12 protein-coding genes and 1 pseudogene are annotated in these 14,991 nt (G+C 61.2%); 5 read left to right on the top strand and 8 right to left on the bottom strand.

Going from position 1 to position 14,991, the window contains the following annotated elements; all coding sequences use genetic code 11:
* The first annotated feature begins 1,059 nt into the window (after positions 1–1,059).
* Entirely contained in the window at positions 1,060–2,433 is a 1,374-nt protein-coding gene (locus EOA85_RS02925; protein ID WP_164759464.1) for an aminotransferase class III-fold pyridoxal phosphate-dependent enzyme, read from the top strand.
* 202 nt (positions 2,434–2,635) lie between these two features.
* Here EOA85_RS02925 and EOA85_RS02920 read toward each other — a convergent pair.
* The 5 genes and pseudogenes from EOA85_RS02920 to EOA85_RS02900 all read right to left on the bottom strand — a co-directional run bounded on the left by EOA85_RS02920 (position 2,636) and on the right by EOA85_RS02900 (position 9,016).
* A pseudogene (locus EOA85_RS02920) lies at positions 2,636–3,267 on the bottom strand (tyrosine-type recombinase/integrase).
* A 227-nt stretch (positions 3,268–3,494) separates the two neighbouring features.
* Positions 3,495–3,869: a response regulator gene (locus EOA85_RS02915; RefSeq protein WP_127208301.1), complete on the bottom strand. Its 375-nt coding sequence runs from the start codon at positions 3,867–3,869 to the stop codon at positions 3,495–3,497.
* Positions 3,862–7,464, bottom strand: a complete 3,603-nt coding sequence (locus tag EOA85_RS02910; RefSeq protein WP_127208300.1) for a CheR family methyltransferase — start codon at positions 7,462–7,464, stop codon at positions 3,862–3,864. The genes EOA85_RS02915 and EOA85_RS02910 overlap by 8 nt, the downstream gene beginning before the upstream one ends.
* Complete coding sequence (locus EOA85_RS02905; RefSeq protein WP_127208299.1) at positions 7,418–8,533, bottom strand: chemotaxis protein CheB; 1,116 nt, start codon at positions 8,531–8,533, stop codon at positions 7,418–7,420. Before EOA85_RS02905 ends, EOA85_RS02910 begins: the two co-directional genes overlap by 47 nt.
* Positions 8,534–8,734: 201 nt before the next feature.
* On the bottom strand, positions 8,735–9,016 hold the full coding sequence (locus EOA85_RS02900) for a pyocin activator PrtN family protein (protein ID WP_127208298.1): 282 nt from the start codon (positions 9,014–9,016) through the stop codon (positions 8,735–8,737).
* Positions 9,017–9,117: 101 nt separating this feature from the next.
* On the opposite strand from EOA85_RS02900, the gene dusA reads away from it, so the two are divergent.
* Complete coding sequence (gene dusA / locus EOA85_RS02895) at positions 9,118–10,113, top strand: tRNA dihydrouridine(20/20a) synthase DusA (protein ID WP_127208297.1); 996 nt, start codon at positions 9,118–9,120, stop codon at positions 10,111–10,113.
* 97 nt (positions 10,114–10,210) lie between these two features.
* Here dusA and EOA85_RS02890 read toward each other — a convergent pair whose 3' ends face one another.
* Positions 10,211–11,146 (bottom strand): AraC family transcriptional regulator, encoded by a 936-nt coding sequence (locus EOA85_RS02890; protein ID WP_127208296.1) that lies wholly within the window; start codon positions 11,144–11,146, stop codon positions 10,211–10,213.
* A 175-nt stretch (positions 11,147–11,321) separates the two neighbouring features.
* On the opposite strand from EOA85_RS02890, the gene EOA85_RS02885 reads away from it, so the two are divergent.
* Together EOA85_RS02885 and EOA85_RS02880 are read left to right on the top strand one after the other, a co-directional pair.
* On the top strand, positions 11,322–12,167 hold the full coding sequence (locus EOA85_RS02885) for an SDR family oxidoreductase (RefSeq protein WP_127208295.1): 846 nt from the start codon (positions 11,322–11,324) through the stop codon (positions 12,165–12,167).
* 34 nt (positions 12,168–12,201) lie between these two features.
* Positions 12,202–12,945 (top strand): SDR family oxidoreductase, encoded by a 744-nt coding sequence (locus tag EOA85_RS02880; protein ID WP_127208294.1) that lies wholly within the window; start codon positions 12,202–12,204, stop codon positions 12,943–12,945.
* 24 nt (positions 12,946–12,969) lie between these two features.
* Here the strand turns inward: EOA85_RS02880 and EOA85_RS02875 are convergent, their stop codons facing one another.
* Both EOA85_RS02875 and EOA85_RS02870 read right to left on the bottom strand, forming a co-directional pair.
* Positions 12,970–13,674: a TIGR02281 family clan AA aspartic protease gene (locus tag EOA85_RS02875; protein WP_127208293.1), complete on the bottom strand. Its 705-nt coding sequence runs from the start codon at positions 13,672–13,674 to the stop codon at positions 12,970–12,972.
* A gap of 7 nt (positions 13,675–13,681) precedes the next feature.
* Positions 13,682–13,915, bottom strand: coding sequence for a DUF1289 domain-containing protein (locus EOA85_RS02870; RefSeq protein WP_127208292.1), 234 nt, complete (start codon positions 13,913–13,915; stop codon positions 13,682–13,684).
* Positions 13,916–14,096: 181 nt separating this feature from the next.
* On the opposite strand from EOA85_RS02870, the gene EOA85_RS02865 reads away from it, so the two are divergent.
* On the top strand, positions 14,097–14,991 hold an 895-nt coding region (locus tag EOA85_RS02865), incomplete at its 3' end, for a nicotinate-nucleotide--dimethylbenzimidazole phosphoribosyltransferase (RefSeq protein WP_164759463.1).

The following is a 14,991-nucleotide window of genomic DNA, read 5'->3' as shown; positions in this document are numbered from 1 at the left end:
CCAGCACGATCTTCCGCAGTACTGTTTCTTTCGCCCCTCCTGAGCCGAAACCGACCTGTAGCGCTCGCACAGTGTGCTGAGCCGAGCCGAATAGATCAGGGTCGTAGTCAGTTCGGCCCGCGTCCGATTATCGCTCGATAGGCACGCCGACCCCTGGCCAAGGCCATCCTTCGTGTTCGCGGGCGACGGCTGTACTCCATGACCGATATTAGGCGCACAGCTGACCAATCGGGCGGTCCTTTGGCCCAAAGCCACACTGCTCATCAATGATGGGAATGCCGCCTCGAACGCATCCGTTGCACCGGACGGGACATACTCGAAGCGCCGACACGGCAAACCAGACCTTGGTGATTGTGCGGTGAGACGCGTGAAGCCCCGCCGACCGTTCCCCAACGTAATCCGGTCGCGATCGAACGTGCGCCGTTCAGCGGGATACCGCCTCGAGTGACCGTGCACACTCAGGTGGCCAAATGCGGGCTCTAGTTCCGCGTCGGAGACGTTTGTATCGCTGTTCAGCGTGCTCTTGGATATGATATGGCAATTACCTTATCAGTCGGTCCAACGGGGCATTGGACCGACTGAGAGCAAAAACGCGTAACGAAATGAAATACTTAGACAGGCGATTTGCCTCGGCGCCCATGATGGATGGGGCAGACATCGCGAGAAGCGACGTGTATTCAGTGGTTTAAGTGGCAGCACCTCCCCGAAGTTGTACTGCCGTCGTACTCGTCAGCTGCTCTGGGAAAAATGGGTCGCGTTTCGGAGTTGCTTGACGGGTGCAGAGTTTCTGGGGCTAGCCTGCCAATGTGCGCGGCTCTACCCCGGTCCCCCTCGAGCGGCGGTGTTGTTCCTCAATGGTCGATATGGGGCCGGGACCTGTCGGTCAGTTTCCGGCACACAATTGACCGGAGCGGACATTCCAAGCGACCTGCCAAAGCAGATCTTTCTCGACTAGTGTTGGAACGACACTATCGCGTATTGGTGAGCCGGTACCCGGTTCTGGCGGTGCCCACCGGCTCTGTCGGCGCACGACGCAAGGAATTTGACAGGAGGATAGAATTGTCGACCACTCTTGCGCCAGGAGCAGCCTATAGGGCGGACCGGACGCGCGTCGCAGAGTTGAACCAGCGTGAACTGGAGCGCTTCGCGGCGCGCACCGGGAGGTCGAAGGCATTACTCGACCGCGCGCGCAACGTGATGCCGGCTGGAACGCCGATGTCCTGGATGGCCGGCTATTACATGCATCCCCAGCTCTATGTTGCGGGCGGCGAAGGCGCGCGATTTTTCGATGTGGACGGGAATGCCTATGTCGACATGAACGTGGCGGATCTTTCGGCCACGCTTGGCTACGGCATTCCGGCGGTGGAAGAGCCGATGGTGCGCCAGTTCCGTAACGGTGCCCATTATCTGCTGCCCACCGAGGATGCCGTGGTGGCGGCACATTCGCTCGGGCGACTGATGGGGCTACCCTTCTGGCAGTTCACGCTGGCGGCATCGGGCGCCAACACTGAAATCATGCGCATCGCCCGGCACATCACTGGCCGGCGCAAGCTGATCGTCTTCGAAGGCAAGTACCACGGCCATATCGAGGAAACGCTGGTCAAGTTCGACGGCGAACGGGTCGTTCCCGAATATCAGGGCCTGTCAGGCCGCCGGTCTGAAGATACCATCATCCTGCCCTTCAACGATCTCGATGCCGTGGCGGCGGCGCTGGAATCGCGCGAAGTCGCGCTGGTCCTTACCGAACCGGCGCTGACCAATTGCAGCCTTGTGCTGCCCGATCCGGGTTATCTGGAGGGCCTGCGCCGGATTACCGCCGAAACCGGCACGATGCTGTGCATCGATGAATCGCACACCTTTTCGTTCGCCTATGGCGGCCTGACGCGGCTCTGGAATCTCCAGTCCGACTTCATCACGCTCGGCAAGGGGCTCGGATCGGGGCTGGCCTTTGCCGCCTATGGCATGACCGACACGATAGGCGATCATGTCGAGAAGCACCTCGACATCCTGCACCGTACGCCCGGCATCGGCCTTGGCGGCACGCTTTATGGCAATGCCCTGTCGATGGCCTGCGCGCGCGCCGTGCTGGAACATGTGCTGACCGAAGACGCCTTCAACCGGATTTCCGCACTCGGATCGCGCATGGCCGACGGTATCGACGCCATCTGCCGGGATCTGGACCTGCCATGCCGCGCGTTCCGGATCGGGCCGCGTTCGGGCCTGTGCCTGACGCCCGAGCTGCCGCGCAATTATGCCGAAGCGCGTCTGTCCATGGACTTCGACATGCTCGACGCCCGCCGCGTCTTCATGGCGAACCGGGGGTACTGGGATTGCATCGTCAGCGCCGGACCACAGGCATCCTTTGCGCATGGCAAAGAGGACATCGATGGCTATGTAGATCTTATGCACGAATTCATGAAGAATATTAAATAACTATGACGATCTGCTACCTAAAATCACGATCCTGCACCGTCGAGGCCGCAATCTCGGCGCACCCTCAGTCACGAGGTCAGCTATCGACGAAAACAAGCAGCAAAAACAGCGTCGGATAGGAGGCGCATCTCGGCTTCATTGGACCTTGCTCTGGAGAGTGGTTTAGATGTCGTGCGGCCCCGAAGTGCGGAGCCGCAGCTGTTCAAATCTCGGTCTTTTCTGCCAGCTCCAACGCATCCTCGATGTCTACGCCAAGATACCTGACCGTGTTCTCGATCTTGGTGTGACCCAACAGGATCTGAATTGCACGGAGGTTCCCGGTCGCCTTGTAGATGATCGCGGCCTTAGTGCGCCGGAGCGAGGGTGCCATAGTCCTCCCGCCGGAGCCCAATCGCTGTCACCCATTCATCGACGAGGCGAGCATACTGGCGCGTGCTCAGGTGGCCGGAGTTCTCAATTCGGCTCGGGAAGGCATAGTCGTCGACTGATCCACCCCGACGCTTAAGCCAGGCAAGCAAATTTGCTCGTGCATCGGATGTAATCTCGAATTACACGGGTCGTCTGGTCTTCTGTTGAACGACCATGGCCCGCGTTCGGATTTCCGGGCCAGTGACCAGCGTCCCGATCCTGATCTTCACCAAATCGCAGCCGCGCAGCTTGCTGTCGATTGCCAGATCGAACAGCGCCCGATCTCTCATGCGCCCTTCTCTGTCGAGGAAAAAGCCGGATCGCCCATATCTGCCGTTGTTTCAGCGGCTTCTTGACGCCGACCTTCTGACCAGCGTTCCAAGCAGGGCGTCCTAGAGCTCCTGGATCGTATTGTGAGATACCCATTTTTTGGTTCTCCTTTGGCCGTTTTGACGGAAGAGAACCGCGAAGCAGTGGCGAGAGGCCGACAGGTGACGGTCGGCTATCGGGCGGGACGTTAACGAAACCGGACGTAAAACGTAGTATAGCTTCTTAGGCCGGGTCAATCCTATTGCTGATGCAGGATTATCGAGGCCTATGTCGCCGAAATGCGCCTTTAGGGGTGACGAGCGAAAGGTGCTCTATGGGTCGGTTTACCTATTCCGAAAATGCGCAACGGCGCTTGTCAGCGCCTTAGGATCAACTGGTTTCGATAGACGAGGAGCTTGCGCAAATTCATCTGGAATGATTGTCGCGCTGTCATAGCCAGACAAGAATATAAAGGGAACGCCACGTGAAGCGAGCAACTCAGCAATCGGGAAACTCCGCTCGCCAGCGAGGTTGATATCGAGCACCGCTCCGTCGAGTGAAACGCCGTCGATCTGTTCCAGCGCCTGCTTCACCGATGAAGCGGGGCCGATCACCTCACAGCCCGCGTCGGCCAACTGATCGGATACATCCAGCGCGATCAGAAAAGTATCCTCAACGACCAGGACATGCAGGCCAGACAGAGGAAATTGCTCATTCATCTTTTACCGGACCATCCGTCGCGCCTGCGAGGGAGAGGGGGATTTGCAAGGAGCACTCCAAGCCAGACTCCTTGAACTTCAAGTCCACCCTTCCTCCCAACTCGTAATTCAAACTCCGCTGAATGAATGTCGTTCCAAAATGCTCCTTCAAAGGCTCCTCAACGGTCGGCCCGCCTATTTCCTTCCACACAAGCGACAAGCTTCCGCCCGGCTCTCCGATGCGCCATTTGACGTCCACGCGCCCATTCTCGACGGCGAGGGCGCCATATTTGGCGGCATTGCTCGCGAGTTCGAAGAACACCATTCCCAAGGTCGCTGCGGCGCTGGCGTTCAACTGGAACGGACCGCCTTCCAGAACCGCGTTCCTTCGATCCTCGGCGGTGTAGGGGGAGAGAGTCGCTCGCAACAGGTCCTTGATGTCCGCGCCACCCCAGTTCTGCTGCGACAAGAGTTCATGGGTACGCGCCATGCCCTGAAGGCGCTCCTGGAAAGCGGTTGAGAAGTCCGCCATGGAATGGGAGGATCGCAACATGCGGGAGGTCAGGGCGGTGATCGTAGCAAGGATGTTCTTTACGCGATGCTGCAATTCATGCAGCAGTCTTTCTTGGCCGCGCTCCGCCAGCTTGTGCCGGGATATATCGACTAACGTTCCGATCGCGCCGCGGACCTTGCCGGACTCGTCGAACAGTGGATTGGCTGACATCATGACATCGACGCCAGCGCCGTCCGGCCTGCTGATGCAGGCTTCGTATTCCGGAACTGCCCGGCCCGTCCGCATCGCCCTCGCAAGCGGTTGATCCTTTGATTGCACCGCGTTGCCGTTGATGGTGAGAGGGAGGGAGGCAGACATCGAGATCAGCTTGTCACCCGTGGACGGATGTCCGGCAAGTTCGGCGGCGTGACGGTTTGCCCGAATCTCGCGGCTATCCCCCCCCTCTACGATCAGAATGCCGACGGGCACGAGATCCAGCAGCGTTTCCAGGCTTTCGATGCGATTGCGCAAATCATGCGTCAGCGAGCCGATCCTTTCTTCGGCACGCGCTATCTTGGTGATGTCGACAAAGGTGACCACGACCCCGGCGATGACGTTGTCGATCGTCCGGTAAGGCAGCACGCGCATGATGTAGCGTGTGTCGCTCTCGGCGCTCTGTATCTGACGCTCGATCGTGCCGAGTCGCTGCAACACCTGCTCGATATCAGCCTGGAGGCCGTCGGCAGCAAAGCGGGGGCGAACGTGAGCAAGCGGGCGCCCGACGTCGCTCTCGACCAGTCGGAACAGATCCCGTGTCGCCGGGGTGAAGCTCTTGATGCAAAGATCCCGGTCCAGAAAGATGGTGGCGATCTGCGTGCTTTCCAGTAGGTTCGCCATGTCGTTGTTGGCGCGGCTGAGCTCGTCGACTCGAATGTTCAGCTCTGCATTGACGGTTTGCAGTTCCTCGTTGATCGATTGCAACTCTTCCTTCGAAGTCTCCAGTTCCTCGTTGGACGACTGAAGTTCCTCGTTGATTGAGGATAGTTCTTCGTTGGAGGACATCAGTTCCTCGTTCGAGGATTCCAGCTCTTCCGTGGTGATCTGCAGCCGCTCCCTGGTTTCCCGGAGTTCTTTTTCGAGCTGGCTGACGTTTGCGCTTTCAACATCGTCGGAAGTCGCTTCGCTTTCAAGCTCCGGCTTGATGCCGCCAACATCCCTGAAGACGAGCATATAGAGAGGGTCGGCCGCGCCATCCGGCGGCAGCGGCTGCACGACAAGGCTGATGGTCTGCCGCCCGCCGTTGGTGCCAACGCTGATCTCGTTCTGGATCGACACTTGCCCGGTGTTGACAGTCTTGTGGAGACCAGCCCGCAAATCCATTCGCAGGCCCCGCCGCGCCATTGCGAAGACGTTGTTGTCGGGAGCGCCGGCCGCCAATTCCAGGTATTTTCCGGTGCCGCCCGAACTATGCACCAACTCGCCGGCTGCGTTGACGACCACGTATGCGGGACAATACCGATTAAGAAGAAGGCGTTCTGCGCTCTCCTGCGCGCCTCCTCCCGTCGCCCTCGGGCGCGCATGCTGGGTTGCCCGCCTGGGCGCGGCGGCAAGCGGAAACTCTGGCAGCTTCTGTATCGCTCCGCCGCTACGCCTCTGGAAAATGCGGCTTGCCTTGTCAATCGTAGCAAACAGCCGCCCGTGGCGGGTGACGTTTTCCGAAGAGCCAAGGAAGAGATAGCCATCCTTTCGCAGGGCATAGTGGAAAATGGGAATGATCTTCTCCTGCAAGTCAGGCCCCATGTAGATGAGGAGATTGCGACAGGAGATCAGGTCGAGCTTGGAAAAGGGCGGGTCGCGCAACAGATTGTGCGCTGAAAACAGACACATTTCACGCAGATCGGTGGCGACCCGGTAGGTTCCGTCCTCGCGCGAGAAGAACTCCTTGAGCCGCTTTGGCGTGACATCTGTAGCGATGGCAGCCGGATAGCGGCCGGCTCGCGCGACTTCCAAAGCGCGCTCATCGATGTCGGTCGCGAAGATCTGCAATTTCGGCGACGCCTCGCCCCTCGGCGCATTTTCCCTGAGGAGCATGGCTATCGTATAGGCTTCCTCTCCCGTGGCGCAACCTGGTACCCATACCCTTATAGTTTCGTCTCCCTTGCGGTTCTCGAATAGCTTCGGAATGACGAGGCGTTCCAATGTATCGAACGCTTGTGGATCCCGGAACAGATTCGTCACGCCGATCAGCAGGTCCTGGAACAGCAGATCCACCTGCTGCGGCTCCTCCTTCAACCGTTCATAGAATGCGACCGGATCGTCGATCTGCAATACCTGCATCCGGCGCTGTATGCGTCTGAGGATGGTGTTATCCTTGTAGCCGCTGAAATCGTGCCCGGTGCGCGTGCGAAGCAGGGCAGCGATGCGGGAAAGCTGTTCGGAGACATCGCGCTTGCGGCGGTCCGCTTCGCCGTCGCTTGCAACGCGGTTTGCGTGTCGGAAGTAGTCCGCCAGCGCTGCTGCCATTTCTTCCGCCGGGAGCACCATGTCGACGAGGCCGGTCTGAACGGCGCTGCGCATCATGCCGTCATATTCGGCGCTCTCCTGCGCGAGCGTAAGTCCACCATGCTCCTTGATCGCTCGCAGTCCGATGGTGCCGTCGCTGCCCGTGCCAGAGAGAATGACAGCGGCCGCGTTTTCCCCCTGCTCCATCGCGAGCGAGATGAAAAAGTCATCGATCGGCGTGCGCTTGGTGCGGGTGGTCGTCATCTTCTCAATATGAAAGCTGCGGTCCTTCACCGTCACCGAGACGCCTGGGGGGACTACGTAAATCCTGTTCGGCTCGATGCCGGACGCCTCGCTTGCCGTCTGAGTCTCAATGGAGGTACAGCGCTGGACTATACTTGCCAACACGCTCTCGTGTTCGGCGTCCAGATGCTGGATCACCACATAGGCGAGCCCACTGTCTGGCGGAACGTTGGGAAAGAATTTTTGTAGAGCCGCTATGCCTCCAGCAGACGCGCCGATGCCGACGATTGCGCAGGACTCACCTGCCGGCGACCCCGGATCACTGTTCACCTCAGTCTGCGGCTCCGCTTTCGTTGCTTTCTTCCGCCGTTGCGCCATTTCCCGCCACCGTTACCCGCCTGCTCTCGAGAATTCGCTCGATCACCTCGGCATCCGCTTGATACTCTCTGGCCCGATCTCGCAACTGCGTGGCGAGTTCGGGACGGTTCTTCGTTTTTTCCCGCTCAGCCATTCGTCTGGTAAACTCAGCCCGCTGCTGGTGCGCCCGCAGCAGGCTCCACAGTATCTCGTCTGCCTCCGCCGACTGTGCCTCCATCATCGCTTCCGAGGTGAAGGCATGCCCAGTATGGCATCGATACCTGAGCATGTCGCCGTCCTCGATCTCCCACAGAGGCCCGTGGCATTCCGGGCATGTAAACACCGACAGTTCGCCGAGTCGATCTTCCCTTTTCATCGTGGAATGCTCCTGTGCCGCGACCGCCGCTTCCAGCCTGACCCCGGGAGGAGCGGGCAACGTTTCGCCCGCCGGTGCGGCCGCCAGTCTTCCCAGCAGACTGCCCAATTCAGACGCCGGCACGCAATGGTCCACCTCCACATAGCGCAGCGCGCTTTTCACCATGTCCGGCACGGCTGCGTCGTTCGGGTGCTGGAGGATCGCCAGTCCGCCCACGGCTTTGATCGCCCGCAAGCCGGCCGTTCCGTCGGAAAGGGCCCCCGACAGGAGAACGCCGATGACCGTCGCGCCGTAACTCAGCGCGGCCGAGCGGAAAAGGGGGTCTATCGCCGGCCGGGCGAGGTTTTCGCGCGGCCCGCGCCGAAGCATCATGTGGTCGTCGTGAAGCAGAAGGTGGAAACCAGGCGGAGCGACATAGATGGTGGCGGCCTGGAATGTCGCACCGTTCCCGGCCTTGCGGGCAGGAAGAGGCCCGGCCCGATCGAGGATTTCCGGCAGATAGCTGGTCGGACCAACATGGAGTACGACGAAAACCGTCGCCGCCAGATCGGACGGCAGGTCGCTGACGATGCGCTTTAACGCGTCGACACCGCCGGCTGACGCCCCGATCACGATGATGGAACGGTTGTTGAGGGGGGCTTCCTCGGGCCGCTTTAGGTTTGTTTCTCCCTCATGAGCTACACGCGGAAGGCGGATACGTCGTTCGGCGGCCATGGCTGAATCCCGGGCAGTAATATTTCATGTTGGTTCCTACCATCGGCAGACGGAACGCTGATACGATAATGGATGGTTGAACACTATGTTCCCGTAAAGGAACCGTATGGCGTGGCGTTCACGCCAAGCAATGTCTGCTTCTGATCGACGGAGCGACCAACGGAATGACCGAGGTGGGCGCGAAGCGGACACCTCGTTACACTAGTACGCTACTTTCCGACCGCTCATCTCAGCAAACTCCCTCTGGGCCGCCTGTCTACGCCTATCAAGGTAGTCGGCCAGATCCCGCAGATGGATGCCCTTGGCACATTTCTGACTTGTTTCTATTCGCATGAGCGGCAAGGCGATGTCGCCCGAACTGAGCTTGCGCAGAAATCTCGGCAGCGTCAGGTGCGAAAAGAAGTCGCGACGAACCTCATCAAGTGGGATGATGGCCTTGCCATTGTATTGTGCCATCAGCAGAAAAGCGGTGTTGAGTGACATGGCGATTGCGCGTTGAAGTAGAGTGAAATGAGTCCGCATAACCATAGATACCGACAATGCCAGTCCGCCCAATCTCAGAGTTGTTTAAAACCGGTCGACAAATGATTGAAAAGGATAGGAAATTCGCCATTGCACCGATGATGGATTGGACGGATCGGCATTGCCGGTCCCTCCATCGCCAGTTGACGCGCCGGGCATTGCTCTACACCGAGATGGTCGTCGCCGACGCGGTCATCCACGGCGAGCGCGAGCGCTTGCTCGGCTTCGATGGTACGGAACATCCGGTCGCGTTGCAGCTCGGCGGCTCCGATCCGCAGAAGCTTGCCGAGGCGGCCCGCATCGGCGAAGCCTTCGGCTATGACGAGATCAACCTCAATGTCGGCTGCCCATCCGACCGCGTCCAGTCGGGTACGTTCGGCGCCTGCCTGATGAAAGCACCCGTTCTGGTCGCCGATTGCGTGGCGGCGATGAAAGCCTCTGTCGGCATCCCCGTCACCGTCAAATGCCGCATCGGCGTCGACGAGCAGGATCCTGAGCCGGCGCTCGATGCACTGGCGGACGGCGTTTTCGCGGCCGGCGCAGATGCGCTGTGGGTGCATGCCCGCAAAGCGTGGCTGGAAGGACTGAGCCCGAAGGAAAACCGCGACATCCCGCCGCTCGACTACAACAGGGTCTATCGGCTGAAGGCCAAAAATCCGAACAAATTCATCGGCATCAACGGCGGCATTCAGTCGGTAGACGAAGCGCTTCGCCATCTTGTTCATGTCGATGGTGCCATGCTTGGACGCAGCGCCTATCACACGCCGGGCATTCTGGCAGGCGTCGACGCCACTTTTTACGGTGACAAACCCAACCCGTTCGACTTTGCCGCGCTGATCGATGCCATGGCGGATTATGCGGCGCGCCATATTGAGCGGGGCGGGCGGCTTGGCCATGTCACCCGTCACATGGTCGGCCTGTTCCACGGTCTGCCCGGTGCGCGCCGTTACCGGCAGATCCTTTCGACCGATGCGACAAGGCCCGGCGCCGGACCGGATGTGCTGAAGGCGGCTTTCGCTGCAGTCGATTTTAGCGGGACGGACGCCGAAGCAGCCTGACTGTTCAGTCGAGCAAGATTATGCGTTCGCTTGCCTGTCTTCCGCGGTCTGTTCAGCAACCAGAGGACCGTCGATAGCTCGGGCAGACCTAGTCAAGCTAAGCAGAGCTCGCCCGCTCGGCGTCCTGCATTTCTTCTTTGATCGCGTGCGACATGGATCGAGTGCGCAGCGCATCGCGCTTCGGCGGCGCCTGGAATGTGCGGCGATATTCGTGCGTGAATTGCGAGATGCTCTCGTAGCCCACCTCGAATCCGGCGCTGGTTGCCGAAAAACCTTCATCGAGCATGAGGCGGCGTGCTTCGATTAGGCGAAGCCGCTTCTGGTATTGTCCCGGCGTAAGCGACGTCATGTGCTTGAAGTGCTTGTGGAAGGCCGTGAGGCTCATTGCCGCTGCTGCCGCTAAACGCTCGACGGGAACACGCGATCGATACTCGGCTCTAAGAATCGCGATGGCTGCCGCGAGACGACTCGCGTGGCTGTCCGGATCCGCCAGCGACCGCAGGGCTGCGCCGTGCTGACCGGAGAGGAGCCAATAATGCAGCTCATGCATGATTCCGGGGCGCAGGAGTGAAATGGAATCCGATCGGTCCAGCAAGCGCATCAGCCGCACTGCGCAATCCAGAATCGCGGCATTGGTGTCCTCAACGAACAAGGTGCGTGTCTCTGACGGGCGCTGCGCACGTACGCTGCCCAACTGCGCTGCGACCTCGCGCAGGAGCGTCATCTCGAGTTCGACCGCGACGGCCAGATAAGGCTCGTGCTGGCTTGCCTGCACGATGCGTCCGGCGACCGGCATGTCCGCGCTCACGATCACGGACTGCCCGGCGGTGAAGACTTGCTGCTCCCTGCCCACGGTCATCAGCTTAGCGCCCTGCAGAACCAGACAAACCAGCGGCCGATAGACCGAATGCAAGTCGCGATGTGGTGACTCGACGCACATCACCCGTAGGCCCGGCACTGGCGTCAGCGCCAGGCCATCTCGGTTTGCATGGCAGGCGGCATAGGTGTGAACGGCATGTTTGAGGACGTCCATGCAATGTCTCCTGCAGCGGCGCGATGCTGGCGATCCTAGCATGCGGGCGGACAAACATCACCTGGGCTGCAGGATCGAGCAAGTTTTGCGCATGTGTTGGCAAGCTGTCGACCGCATCGCCCGGTAGGAAATGGTCCCAACCGAACAAGCCCGCTCGACAAGGAAGGCAATTCATATGTCTGGACAGAATGAAGTACCGAGACGAGCCGTGCTGGCGGCTGTCGCCATGGCTCCCGTAGCACTCGCGGTGGGCGCCGCCCACGCGCAAACGACCGGCCAGGCGCCGGCGTCGCTCGGCAAGGTTGCCCTGGTGACAGGTTCTTCCCGGGGCATCGGCGCTGCGACGGCCAGGCGCCTCGCTCGTGACGGCTATGCCGTCACCATCAATTGCGAAAAGAACCGCGGTCTCGCGGCCGCCGTAGTCCGGGATATCGAGGCAGCTGGCGGGCGCGCCATCTGGGTGCAGGCCGACGTCAGCGACCCAAGTGCGGTACAACGCCTGTTCGAAGAGAACGAGCGCGCGTTCGGCGGCGTCGACGTCGTCGTGAGCAATGCCGGCATCATGCGGCTCGCGCCTTTCCGCGACATGACCGACGCCAACTTCAGCCGGATGGTCGACGTCAATCAGAAAGGCAGCTTCTACGTGCTGCGCGAGGCAGCGCGGCGCGTGCGCGACGGCGGCCGGATTATCGCGCTGTCCTCGAGCATCACTCAGCTGCGCAGCCCGACCTATGGAGCGTACGCCGCCACCAAGGCCGCGCAGGAACTCTTTGCGAACGTCCTCGCCAAGGAGCTCGAGGGGCGCATGATCTCGGTGAACGCGATGGCGCCGGGCCTAGTGAACACAACACTCTTCACCGACGGCAAGACCCCCGAGCAGATCGCCGATTTCGCCGCTCGCACGCCGCACAAGCGGCTGGGCGCGCCTTCCGACATCGCCGACGCAATCGCCACGCTCTGCAGCGGGGACGGTGCCTGGATCAACGGGCAGACGGTATTCGCAAACGGCGGGATCGTTTGACCCCGATTGGCTGGAATAGATGGAGCACAGAACGATGAAAATGACGGGAAACACCATCCTCATCACCGGCGGCGGATCCGGGATCGGGCGGGAACTGGCGCTGCGCTTCAATGCGCTTGGCAACACTGTCATCGTCGCGGGACGGCGCAAGGAGGCGCTCGAGCAGACGATCGCCGGGCGTGAAGGCATGCACGCCATGGTCGGGAATGTTGAAGATCCGGAAGCAATCGCAGCATTTGCCAAGCGCGTAGTCGCCGAGCACCCGGCGCTCAACGTGCTCATCAACAATGCCGGCATCATGCGCCGCGAGGATCTGACCAGGACCCGCGATCTGCGCGACGCGGAGGAGACGATCGTCACCAACTTGTTCGGGCCGATCCGTCTCACCAACGCGCTGATCGACCATCTGGCGGCCCGGCAAAATGCCGTGATCGTCAACGTCTCGTCAGGCTTGGCCTTCGTGCCGCTGAGTGGCACGCCGACCTACAATGCCACCAAGGCGGCGATCCATTCCTATACGGTGTCGTTGCGCGAGCAACTCAGGGGCAAGGTCGAAGTGATCGAGCTTGCGCCGCCCGCGGTTCGCACCGAACTCACGCCCGGCCAGTCGAGGCGCGAGGAGTATATGCCGCTCAACGCGTTCATTGACGAGGCGATGGCGTTGTTCAGCCGGGAGCCGACCCCCAAGGAGATACTGGTGGAGCGCGTGGGCTTCCTGCGCTGGGCGGAGCGGGACGGCCGGTTTGATCAAGCGGTCGAGATGCTCAACGCTCACTGAGCGGCGCCGAAGCAGCCTGACTGTTCAATCGCGCAAGATCATGCGGTCGCCGCGCACGTCGAAACCGGACAGTGAGCCGATGAAATTCATGCCGAGCAGGCTCTGGCCGAGCATGCCGGGCGCGGCGATCATGACCGGCATGTCCTTGCGCACGATCCCGCCGATCGCCAATTCGTCGGTTCTCACAGCGGCGGCGCGCGCCATGCCGTTGGCGGTGGAAACCGGTATGGTGAAATTGAGAGCGGCTGGATTAAACCCGGCCGCTTGCGCGTCCTGCGCGGTCAGCACGGTGCTGGTTGCGCCGGTATCGACCACGGCCCGGACCGGCGTGCCGTTGACCATGATGCGCGCTTCGAAATGGCCATTGCCGGCCTTGTCCAGGGTCACCGTGGCATGGCCGTCCTCAAGGCCCAATGCCAGCGGACTGCCGGGAACAAGGCCGGCCGTTACCCGGCTGGCGAAATCCTGCAATTCATAACGATATTGGTAGCCGGCGATCAGTGCGAGCACGATGACGGCCCAGGTGCCCAGATTGCGGGCCATCGCGCCTAAGGGGCGGCCTGATCTGAGCAGGCCGGCGCCGATGAGCGCGACCAATGCGCCAAGCCAGATCAGCCGGCTGAAATCGTAATTCTCGACGCCGAATGTGCTGCCGGCGGAATCGTTGAGCATGAGCAGGACCACGCCTGCCCCGATCGCGATCATCAAAACCCAGTAAAATCGGTTCATATGTGGCTCACGAGAGAGCGTCGCGTTCGCGCGCGAGGCGGGTGCGGCGCGTTTCCCGGCGCGGTCTGCGTTCAACCGTTTCAAGCCGGGCCGGCAGCTCGGCCATGACGCTGCGGCGGATTTCAGGGGTCATGTCGATCCAGGCGCCGATTTCCTCGCGCGTACGGCCGCAACCGAAGCAGAAGCCGGTTTTCATATCGATCGAACAGACCAGGATGCATGGGGATTCGATGGCCGTCATGATATCTCTCAGGGTTCCGCCAGGAATCCCTTGTCTCGCTTCCACATGGTGTAACGGCAAGGCCAATGCAAGCCCTCCGGAATGCGCCGCTGGCAACCGCTTTCGCGTCAATGCAGGCAGTTGTGCCGGCCGAGCAAGGCGGCTATGCCGCTCGCCAACTCTGGGAACGATCACCAACGACATGACCAGCGCGCTGCCCTTCGACGATTTTCGCAATCTTCTGGCGACCCTGCCGCCGGCCGACACGGCGGCCGAAGGTCGCGTCCGCTCGCTGTTTGCCAGGGCCGACAAACCCAAAGGCTCGCTCGGCCGCATCGAGGACATCGCCGCGTGGCTCGCCGCCTGGAGCGGCCATGCGCCGCCGGCAGTGAACCGGCCCCTGGTGGCGATCTTCGCCGGCAATCATGGCGTCGCTCGGCACGGCGTTTCGCCACGGCCTGTCGCTGCCACGGCGAACGCGGTAGAGCATTGCGCGGCCGGGGGTGCGGCGGTCAACCAGATCTGCATCGCCAATGATCTTGGTCTGAAAGTGTTCGATCTAGCGCTGCACATTCCGACCGCCGACATCACCGAGGACGCAGCACTTGACGAGCGCGGCTGCGCTGCCACCATGGCGTTCGGTATGGAGGCGATCGCCGGCGGCACCGATCTGCTTTGCCTTGGCGACCTCGGCGTCGGCAATTCCACCGTTGCAGCGACTTTATTTGCCGCACTGTTTGGCGGCAAGGGCGCCGATTGGGTCGGATCCGGATCGGGCGCCGATGCATCGATGCGGGCGCGCAAGGCAAAAGTGGTCGATGCCGCGCTAAGCTTCCACGGCACAGGTCTCAGGGACCCGCTGGAAGCGTTGCGGCGAGTCGGCGGCCGTGAGTTCGCAGCGATTGCCGGCGCCATCCTCGCCGCCCGGATGCAGAAGATACCCGTACTGCTCGATGGATTGGTGGCGACCGCCGCCGCCGCGACGCTGCATGCTGCCAACCCCGCCGCGCTCGACCATTGCCTTCTTGCCAGCCTGTCGCCAGAGCCTGCGCATGCTCGGGCCGCCGAGCGACTCGGCTTGCGCCCGCTGCTTGATC

The sequence above is a fragment of the Mesorhizobium sp. M5C.F.Ca.IN.020.29.1.1 genome (genome assembly GCF_003997375.1).
Taxonomy (GTDB): Bacteria; Pseudomonadota; Alphaproteobacteria; order Rhizobiales; family Rhizobiaceae; genus Mesorhizobium; species Mesorhizobium wenxiniae.
Note: the sequence above shows the minus strand (reverse complement) of the source record. Positions and strands in the feature narration are given on the sequence as shown.

Coding starts and splice junctions, on each gene's coding strand:
- EOA85_RS02915 (WP_127208301.1), bottom strand. CDS start 3,869: ATGAATGAGCAATTTCCTCTGTCTGGCCTGCATGTCCTGGTCGTTGAG.
- EOA85_RS02910 (WP_127208300.1), bottom strand. CDS start 7,464: ATGGCGCAACGGCGGAAGAAAGCAACGAAAGCGGAGCCGCAGACTGAG.
- EOA85_RS02905 (WP_127208299.1), bottom strand. CDS start 8,533: ATGGCCGCCGAACGACGTATCCGCCTTCCGCGTGTAGCTCATGAGGGA.
- EOA85_RS02900 (WP_127208298.1), bottom strand. CDS start 9,016: ATGTCACTCAACACCGCTTTTCTGCTGATGGCACAATACAATGGCAAG.
- dusA (WP_127208297.1), top strand. CDS start 9,118: ATGATTGAAAAGGATAGGAAATTCGCCATTGCACCGATGATGGATTGG.
- EOA85_RS02890 (WP_127208296.1), bottom strand. CDS start 11,146: ATGGACGTCCTCAAACATGCCGTTCACACCTATGCCGCCTGCCATGCA.
- EOA85_RS02885 (WP_127208295.1), top strand. CDS start 11,322: ATGTCTGGACAGAATGAAGTACCGAGACGAGCCGTGCTGGCGGCTGTC.
- EOA85_RS02880 (WP_127208294.1), top strand. CDS start 12,202: ATGAAAATGACGGGAAACACCATCCTCATCACCGGCGGCGGATCCGGG.
- EOA85_RS02875 (WP_127208293.1), bottom strand. CDS start 13,674: ATGAACCGATTTTACTGGGTTTTGATGATCGCGATCGGGGCAGGCGTG.
- EOA85_RS02870 (WP_127208292.1), bottom strand. CDS start 13,915: ATGACGGCCATCGAATCCCCATGCATCCTGGTCTGTTCGATCGATATG.